Origin of the sequence: Clostridioides sp. ZZV14-6387 (genome assembly GCF_020657835.1) — a bacterium.
GTDB lineage: Bacteria > Bacillota > Clostridia > Peptostreptococcales > Peptostreptococcaceae > Clostridioides > Clostridioides difficile_A.
In genome coordinates this window covers 1-7,605 of sequence record NZ_JAGWCW010000055.1, presented here as the reverse complement: position 1 = coordinate 7,605, position 7,605 = coordinate 1, and the positions used below count along the sequence as shown (strand labels likewise).

General features: G+C 26.9%; 7 protein-coding genes. All 7 read right to left on the bottom strand.

Translation table 11 applies throughout. The features are described 5' to 3' along the window. Nucleotides 1–54: 54 nt before the first annotated feature. The 7 genes from KGF38_RS19770 to KGF38_RS19740 all read right to left on the bottom strand — a co-directional run bounded on the left by KGF38_RS19770 (nucleotide 55) and on the right by KGF38_RS19740 (nucleotide 7,344). The gene (locus tag KGF38_RS19770) at nucleotides 55–1,422 is read right to left on the bottom strand and encodes an MATE family efflux transporter (RefSeq protein WP_074178276.1); all 1,368 of its coding nucleotides are present in this window, start codon (nucleotides 1,420–1,422) and stop codon (nucleotides 55–57) included. A gap of 211 nt (nucleotides 1,423–1,633) precedes the next feature. Continuing rightward, nucleotides 1,634–2,071, bottom strand: coding sequence for a COG2426 family protein (locus KGF38_RS19765; protein WP_074178277.1), 438 nt, complete (start codon nucleotides 2,069–2,071; stop codon nucleotides 1,634–1,636). A 31-nt stretch (nucleotides 2,072–2,102) separates the two neighbouring features. Continuing rightward, nucleotides 2,103–2,732 (bottom strand): HAD-IB family hydrolase, encoded by a 630-nt coding sequence (locus KGF38_RS19760; RefSeq protein WP_054269527.1) that lies wholly within the window; start codon nucleotides 2,730–2,732, stop codon nucleotides 2,103–2,105. Between the two features lie 21 nt (nucleotides 2,733–2,753). Then, on the bottom strand, nucleotides 2,754–3,641 hold the full coding sequence (locus tag KGF38_RS19755) for a decaprenyl-phosphate phosphoribosyltransferase (RefSeq protein ID WP_054269526.1): 888 nt from the start codon (nucleotides 3,639–3,641) through the stop codon (nucleotides 2,754–2,756). 28 nt (nucleotides 3,642–3,669) lie between these two features. Then, a complete protein-coding gene (locus KGF38_RS19750) occupies nucleotides 3,670–4,890 on the bottom strand; it encodes a DUF6080 domain-containing protein (RefSeq protein ID WP_223153215.1) in 1,221 nt (406 codons plus the stop codon). A gap of 304 nt (nucleotides 4,891–5,194) precedes the next feature. Next, nucleotides 5,195–6,337, bottom strand: coding sequence for an aldo/keto reductase (locus KGF38_RS19745; protein ID WP_074178278.1), 1,143 nt, complete (start codon nucleotides 6,335–6,337; stop codon nucleotides 5,195–5,197). Between the two features lie 140 nt (nucleotides 6,338–6,477). After that, nucleotides 6,478–7,344, bottom strand: a complete 867-nt coding sequence (locus KGF38_RS19740; protein WP_054269524.1) for a cation diffusion facilitator family transporter — start codon at nucleotides 7,342–7,344, stop codon at nucleotides 6,478–6,480. Nucleotides 7,345–7,605 lie beyond the last annotated feature (261 nt).

Genomic DNA, 7,605 nt, shown 5'->3' with positions numbered 1-7,605 from the left:
AATTCTAATTTTTATCTATTAAAATATTTTCATGGAAATTTTATATTATATATATTATTCTTCTGTCGTTTTAGATTTTGATAGAGAGCTTTTATAAAATATAAAGAAACAGATTGCTGTTATAGTAGCTGCTGTTATATCTGCAATTGGCTCTGCTAAAAGTACTGCAAAAAGTTTTTCATTAAAAAATGTTGGAAGTATAAATATTAAAGGTATCAAAAGTACAACTTTTCTAAGAAGAGCTAAAATCAAAGATATTTTTGCTTTTCCAAGTGCTAAAAATGTTTGTTGACAAGCTAGTTGAATTCCAAACATAAAAGAACCTGCAAAATATATTTTTATACTCCAACTAGTCATGCTAAGTAACTGCGGATTCTTATTAAATATACCAACAAAAAATGCAGGGAACATCATAAGTAGAATCCACAAAATAGTAGAATATGTAAAACATGACAATAGGCACAATTTAAATGTCTTTTTGACTCTATCAAGTTGTCCTGAACCATAATTATAACTTATTATTGGTTGTGCTCCTTGTGTAAAGCCCATATTAGGAAGCATAAGAATTTGCATTATACTACTCATTATAGCCATTGAACCTACTGCTAAATCTCCTCCATACATCTGCAATTTACTATTTAATGCTATAAGTACTAGACTTTCTGTAGATTGCATTATGAATGGAGATATTCCTAACGCCAGGACTGGTAATATAATACTTACTTTAGGTATCATATACTTCTTTTTTATCTTAAGTATACTTTTTTTTCCAAATAGAAACACCAATACCCAAATAGCGGAAACACCTTGTGCAATTATAGTGGCTAATGCAGCTCCTTTTACACCCATATTAAGACCAAATATAAAAATTGGGTCAAGTATTATGTTTATCAAAGCACCTATAGCAACTGTAATCATACCAGTTGTAGCAAATCCTTGGGTATTTATAAAAGTGTTCATTCCCAGTGAGATTTGAACAAATACTGTACCTATTAAATAAATTTTTAAATAATCCATTGAATATCCAATAGTAGATTCACTTGCCCCAAACATCCAAAGCAAGGGCTCTTTTCCAATCTGAAAACCTATAGTTAAAAGTATTGCTAAAATCACTAATACAGAAAAACTATTACTCATTATTTTCTCTGCACCATCATTATCTTGTTCACCCATTTTTATAGCAGCTAATGGTCCTCCTCCCATACCAATTAAATAACTACATGAAGTTATTATAATTATTATCGGAAATGCTACTCCGACACCTGCCATAGCAACTTCTCCACTTTCCATTCTTCCAATGAAAATCCTATCCACTATGTTGTATAAAACATTTACGATTTGTGCAATAATAGCGGGCGTAGCAAGTTTAAATAACAATTTTCCTACACTTTCATTTCCTAAATTAGTGCTTGAATTTTCCACTTTAAAACCTCCTTAGTCTATTAATTAAAATTTATTGTGATTGAAATTTTATTCTATATAAAAAATTTATTTTATTAGTAGGAAAATTTTTAGTACTTTCCTCACAAATAATACTATACTATATTTCTTTAGCCATAGTAAACATTTTAGAGCAAAATGAATTTAAATGATACTCATAAAAAAACTATCCAAACATATTGCTTGGATAGTTTTATATTATATGTAGAGAAAGTGCTGAAACTATAACTCCTGATAATAAATTACCAATAAATACTCCTACAAAGGCATCTTTTATTCTCATTTTTAGTATAGAAGCTATAGCAGATGCAGTCCATGTTCCTGTAGTTGGAAGTGGTATCCCTACAAATAGTATTATACCTATCATTGAAACACTTTTTAATTTTTTCATTCTTGAATTTATTTTTCTATCAATTGTATCTGCAATCCCTTTAAATAATTTTTTCCCTCTTAAAAATTGCAATACATGCCTAAATGTTAATATCAAGGGAATCGATACCAAAGTAGAACCAATTACACTAAATACATAAACCCACATAGGATTTAAACCCATTGCAATACCTATAGGAATGGCTCCTCTTAATTCTGTTACAGGAACCATAGATAAAATTAATATGTGTAAATATCCCAAACTATTCCCTCCTATTCTAAGTGACATTAAGTTATGAATTTATTCGTTCTATAACCTCACCATTCTTTTTACTAACCAAAAAAGCATTTTTAGCTAATGAAAGCATAGGTAAATCACTCTTAGAGTCCGAATATGCATATGAATTTTCATAATCAATCTCTATCCCAAGCTTATCTAATACAGCCTTTATTCTATGTATTTTTTCAATTCCCTTACAGTTTTCCCCCACAAATTGGTTTTTATATCTTGAATTTTCATAAAACAACTCAGTGCCTATGACTTCATCTGCAAAACCATAATGTTTAAAGTATTTCATATACGCATATGGAGATGCTGTTATCATAATTATAACATTATGTTCTTTTTTGTTTTTGTAAATAATTTTTTTCATAGACTCGTTAATTTTTTTCATAATACAGTCATCAAAAAAAAATTTTAAATCTTCTTCACTAAAATCTACTATTGGATGAAAGATTGCCTCTTTTGCTCTTTTCAAAGGTACTATTCTAAGTAAGTACATAGCTAGAGTAAAAACAATATATGGCACCTTTATAATAGTTTTAAATGTTTTATTTTTTAAAGAATAAATAAAAAAATCTAACATGCTATCAGTATTTATAACAGTATAATCTACATCGAGTAATAATACACTTTTTTTCATAAGTATTTCCTCATCCTCTCACTAAAAAATTAATATTATTAAACATGCAATTATCCACAATATTACGTTTATTTTTAAAGCCCAGTCTTTTAATACAATCTCGGTAGGATTTCCTTCATTTGTAGTGTTAATTATATAATTATATCTAAGTACACCATAAACTACAAATATTGTTGTAAATATCATATGTGGTTTTTCTGGATTACTTGTAGAATACAAAGCATAACACACAATTGTAGAACTTAACATAACTACCATCATTTGATTTAGATTTTCTATGTCATAATCTTCTAGTATCTTTCTATGTTCAATTGCATCATCTCTTAAAGTCTCTATTTCTTTTTTACGTTTTCCAAAAGCTAAGTACAAAGATAAGAAAAAGGTACATAATATTATCCAATTTGATAAGTTTACATCTATGGCTACACACCCTGCATAAACCCTAAATATAAATCCAAGAGATATTGAAAACACATCTAATAATATTATATTCTTTAATTTAAGAGAATATAATATATTATTTATCAAATAAAGAACAAGAATTATAGTCAATCTGAAATTAACAACTATTGATAAACTAATTGAAATCAAAGCTAATATTACAAATAGTATATTAGCATTTTTTTTACTTATTCTCCCACTTGCAACTGGTCTATTACGTTTTTTAGGATGTTTTTTATCTTTATCCATATCTATAGCATCATTCAATGCATATACTGATGATGATATAAGACAAAAACATACAAATGCAATAAATGTCTTTAATAGTAAATTTGTATTTAGTATGTTATTTGAAAAAATTATAGCCGAAAATACAAAGAAATTCTTTATATATTGCTTTATTCTCATTAGTTTTATATAATCTGAAATTTTAGTAAGAAGCTTTACATTTGTATTTGTCTGTTTCATAAACTTACTACCCTTTCAATATTATTTTTTAAACAGGATATGACTTTATCCCTATATTTAAAATTTCTATAAATCCATTTACATTACTAATTATTATAGTAACCAGTAACAATGATAGAAATATATTGTACATATTTTTTTCATTTTTTCTAAGTGCTTTAGTGAAATAAGCCAATAAGACTATAACTGCAAAACTAAAATTTATAGCCATTATACTTGAATTAACTAGATTATATCCTATTATTCCATGTAAAACTAAGTTGAATATAATTATTCCCATACATAGTTTAGGAACTCTTTTTTCTGAGTTTTCAATAACTGACAAAACACAAAAACAAAATGCTAATAATGTAAGAATAACTGGTATTGTCGCAACTTCTCCATTTTGCAAAAACAGACCTTTTTTAAGCTCTGCTCCAGGAAAATAAAAAACTGAATACAACAATCTTTCTATAATCATTGCAATTTTTTCTAAAATTGGCCCACTTCTTATAAATTTCGTGTCATACTGTATTACATTGCCAAGGTTCATAAAACTCTCATAAGATTTCGTTGAAACTACACAAATATATGCTATTAAGATAAATGTAGCTAAATGTTTTAACATTTTTCCTAATTTTAGCTTAAATTCAAATATAATATTAAAAAAATACAAATATATATTGCTAATAGTTATTCCAAACAAAGGGATAGCAGCTAATTCAACCAAATAAGAATTTTTTCCTTTCATCTTATTTGCAATAAGTATAAAAAATATTAACGAAAACTGACTATATATAAATCTCTCTACATTCAAAGTCATAAATAGTTGTGGGAAAGAAAATATCATTATCATAGTAAGTAAAATTAAAGTTAACCTCTGCATTTTTATCTTTTTAATATGATTAAAAACTAAAGTTATAGACATCGCGCTAGTTATTATTTGTAGACAAATCAATCCAAATCCATAAGCGCTATTAAAATCGGCTGTTCCTGGATTTGCTATTGATGTACAAAATAAGTATATTGGATATGCAAAAATTGATATAATTGCTGAAAATAATATGTGTTTGCTATTATCTTGATTTATAGCAAATACATTTAAATTGAATAAAACGCCAGTATCTGTATCTAATAACACATCATAAGTATTGTTCAAATCATAAAATATAGTGGTTTTTGAAAAAAATATCTTAGTTATTATTAGATAGGTTATTACAACTAATATAAACAACAACATCTCATTTTTGTATTTTAATATTTTACTCATCAATATATATCACCATCCATTCATTATATAGGATTTGTTACTACCTATAATTTATTCCCTTAATTTTAATAGTCGCCTTTATAATATCCTTACTTGTTTTATTTTAATTGAATAAGTCTTTATTTACAACCACAATATTCACTTTATTAATGCTATATTTAAATAGATACTATATATATAGTATTTATTAGTAAAGTACAAAAACATAATTTAAGGAGACAATATTATAGCTTGTCTCCTTAGATACTAAAACCATATTCTAAAGTATTCCTAAATAATGAATTTCTAGCATAATATAAATTAATTACACTGTAACATTATTAACTCCATCTTCTTCCCATTTTTTAATCTCTTTTAATCTATCGATTATAGGTAAATGCTGAGTACATTCAATTTCACATTTTCCACAAGATATACATTCTTCAGCTTTTGCATCACTATTCATTGTATAATTCCAATGTCCTAATCCATAAACTAATTTTGTCATCTCTTCATCACTCTTTTTAAACATCTGCTTTTCATTATAAAAAAGCATATAAGCTGGAGTATTAATACCTTTTGGACATACCTTACAGTACCCACATCCTGTACATATTTCATTCATATTTTGATTTAATCTTGTTTCAATGTCATGTATATCTTCATCTGAATAAATTCTATTTTCATCTGCAATCTTACATGCATCATCTATATCTTGCTTTTTATTAAATCCTATCAAAGATACGCTTATTTGTGGAATTCCTATATTAAACCTTAAGGCGGCTTCTATAGTGCTTTCATCCTCTTTTGCTAAAAAAGAAAGCTCTTTATTGTATTTTGGAATAGTTCCACCACTTAATGGATTCATAGCTACAACACCATATCCATTATCAACAGCATATTTAGCTCCTTTTAATCTATATGGAAAGTTTAATATATTGATTCCCATAGTTACACCTTCAAACTTATTTTCATCAAGAATCTCTATAACTTCGTCTCCTGGCTGATGTGATGAGAATACTATATGGTCAATCAATCCTTCTTCTTTACATTTTAATAATCCTTCATATTGACCTCCAGGTCTCATAGCTAGTTCGTAATGCTCCATCTTTCTAATATTCCATACATGATAAAAATTTATTTTAGATACGCCTAATCTCTCTATTGATTTTTTTACAGCTGCTATAGCTTTTTCTGATGTATCACAAACTTTTGGTTTTTCTTTAGTTGATACATAAAAATCAGTTTTACCTTCCGCCATCATTTGTCTAAAAGCTAGTCCAAATATATCTTCACTTCTATCATCACAGTACCCTGGTGCTGTATCAAAGTAATTAATACCTTTTTCATATGCATATTTAACTAAATCGGCATTTTCTTGATTGCTTTTCTCTAAATCAAACCTTAATCCACCATAACCAACTACTGAAACCATTTTCCCTGTTTTCCCATATTCAACGTATCTCATTATAAACTCCTCCTTAGATATATTAAGACTTCTTCTCTTTACAAAAAATATTATACCATAAATATTTTTTATAAATTATTTATGGTATAATATTTTTTTTATAAATTATAAAATTTTACGATTGACATTTTATAACCAAATTAAAAGCTATAAAAAGGTTCAATATGAACTATTACTTGAGCATTTTCATTAATCTCTTCTTGGATTTGTTTTTCAATTTTATGTGTTAAATCATGAGATTGCTCTATACTTATAAAGGGGTCTACCATCACATGCATATCAATATAAATAGAACTTTTACTTCCCCTACTTCTGATATTGTGGACATCTCTTACTTCATTAAATTCAAACACAATTTCTCTTATATAATCCTCCTCTACAGCTACCCTATCTACTAAAATTCCAATAGATGGCTTAAATATTCCATAAGCTGAGTAAATTATAAATGCAGAGATTATAATAGGTACTATAGATTCTATTATTACTGGGAATCCTAATTTTACACCAATTAGAGTAACTAATACTCCTAAAGATACAAAAATATCACTTCTTGTATGCAGTGAATCTGAAATCAAGACATAGCTATTCAGTTTAGTTCCAATCCTATATTCATACATACATACAAAAATATTTATAAAAAGTGTAATTACTAAAGCAATTAGACTTTCTATAGTTATAGAAGGTGTAATTGGATTGGATATTCTTGACACTGCACTAAGAATTATCTTAATTGCTATAACAAACAACATTCCACTAATAAATAAGCTAGTTATAATTTCAAATTTTTTATGTCCATAGGGATGATTTTTATCTTTTGGTTTAGACGCAAAGAAAATGCCTATCAGTCCTACTATATTTGATGCTCCATCTGACAGAGAATGGAATCCATCAGCTGTCATACTATAACTCTTGATTTGATTACCAATAATGATTTTTAATAATGCTACTGCAAAATTAGCAAATAAAATTATCCATAATACTTGCTTTACTTTCTTATAATTATCCATAATAATCTACCTCCTCCCTTCGATTTAATCGAAAAAAGACTATGTATCAATATTAATTAACTAGACAATAAGATTATATATAATCACATTTATTATATTTATATTCAAAATTGGTTGTACTTGTTCATTCAATTTGAAACTTAATTCTAAATAAAAAATTCAGTAATTGTTTTGATATACATAAAAATGGGGCTGTCGCATGAGCAAATTAAATTTGTTCTGTGATAGCTCTTTTACTTATCTTAATAAGTACATTTTTAA

What these genes read in the sequence shown, in the direction of transcription:
- KGF38_RS19760 (WP_054269527.1), bottom strand. Translation starts at nt 2,732, where the DNA reads ATGAAAAAAAGTGTATTATTACTCGATGTAGATTATACTGTTATAAAT.
- KGF38_RS19745 (WP_074178278.1), bottom strand. Translation starts at nt 6,337, where the DNA reads ATGAGATACGTTGAATATGGGAAAACAGGGAAAATGGTTTCAGTAGTT.
- KGF38_RS19750 (WP_223153215.1), bottom strand. Translation starts at nt 4,890, where the DNA reads ATGAGTAAAATATTAAAATACAAAAATGAGATGTTGTTGTTTATATTA.
- KGF38_RS19740 (WP_054269524.1), bottom strand. Translation starts at nt 7,344, where the DNA reads ATGGATAATTATAAGAAAGTAAAGCAAGTATTATGGATAATTTTATTT.
- KGF38_RS19755 (WP_054269526.1), bottom strand. Translation starts at nt 3,641, where the DNA reads ATGAAACAGACAAATACAAATGTAAAGCTTCTTACTAAAATTTCAGAT.